The following is an 814-nucleotide window of genomic DNA, read 5'->3' as shown; positions in this document are numbered from 1 at the left end:
CAACTCCCCCACCGCACCGAACGGAACCAACCGCAAAAAACCGTCCAACACATACGCCGACGTCCCATCCACCGGAACCCCGATCGGCGTCCGCCCATCCCCCACAACACTCATCGCGAACGTCGAATACGTCGTATCCTCACTCGGCCCGTAAAGATTGTTCACCGCCTCCACCCCCGGAAGCGCACACACATCACGCACCAACCCCGACGACAAGGGCTCCCCCGCCAAATTCACCACCCGCACACCAGCCGGAACCGCCCCCGCCACCACCAACTCACGCATCACCGACGGCACCGTATTCACCAACGACACCCCCTCATAACGCGAAGGATTCTCCACCAAATCCAACGCGCTATCAGGAGAAACGAAAACCGTCCCACCCACCGTCAACGGAGCAAACAACTCGAACACCGAAAGATCGAACGACACCGACGTCCCCGCGAAAACCCCCGACAACACCTCACGCGAAAACACCCGCCCCGCCCACGACAACATCGCCACCACCTGACGATGCTCAATCACCACACCCTTCGGACGCCCCGTCGAACCCGACGTATAAATCACATACGCCACATCACCCGGAACCCCCACCACACCCGGACGCCCACACTCCACCGAAACACCCGACAAACCCGGAACATCGTCCAACGAACGCAACACCAAAGAAACACCCGAATCCTCCAACATGAACGCCACACGCTCAGCCGGATAACCCGGATCAACAGCCACGAACCCCGCCCCCGACTTCAACACCCCCAATAAACCCACCACCAAATCACAGGAACGTGGCAAACACACCCCCACCACATCC

The 814-nt window shown here is 60.1% G+C and carries 1 protein-coding gene; it reads right to left on the bottom strand.

Annotated elements, in window-relative coordinates; translation table 11 throughout:
• Positions 1-814, bottom strand: an 814-nt coding sequence (locus tag FNQ90_RS25395; protein WP_182608457.1) for an AMP-binding protein, incomplete at both ends; no start/stop codon positions are given.

This window comes from Streptomyces alkaliphilus, assembly GCF_014141535.1.
Lineage (GTDB): Bacteria > Actinomycetota > Actinomycetes > Streptomycetales > Streptomycetaceae > Streptomyces > Streptomyces alkaliphilus.
Note: the sequence above shows the minus strand (reverse complement) of the source record. Positions and strands in the feature narration are given on the sequence as shown.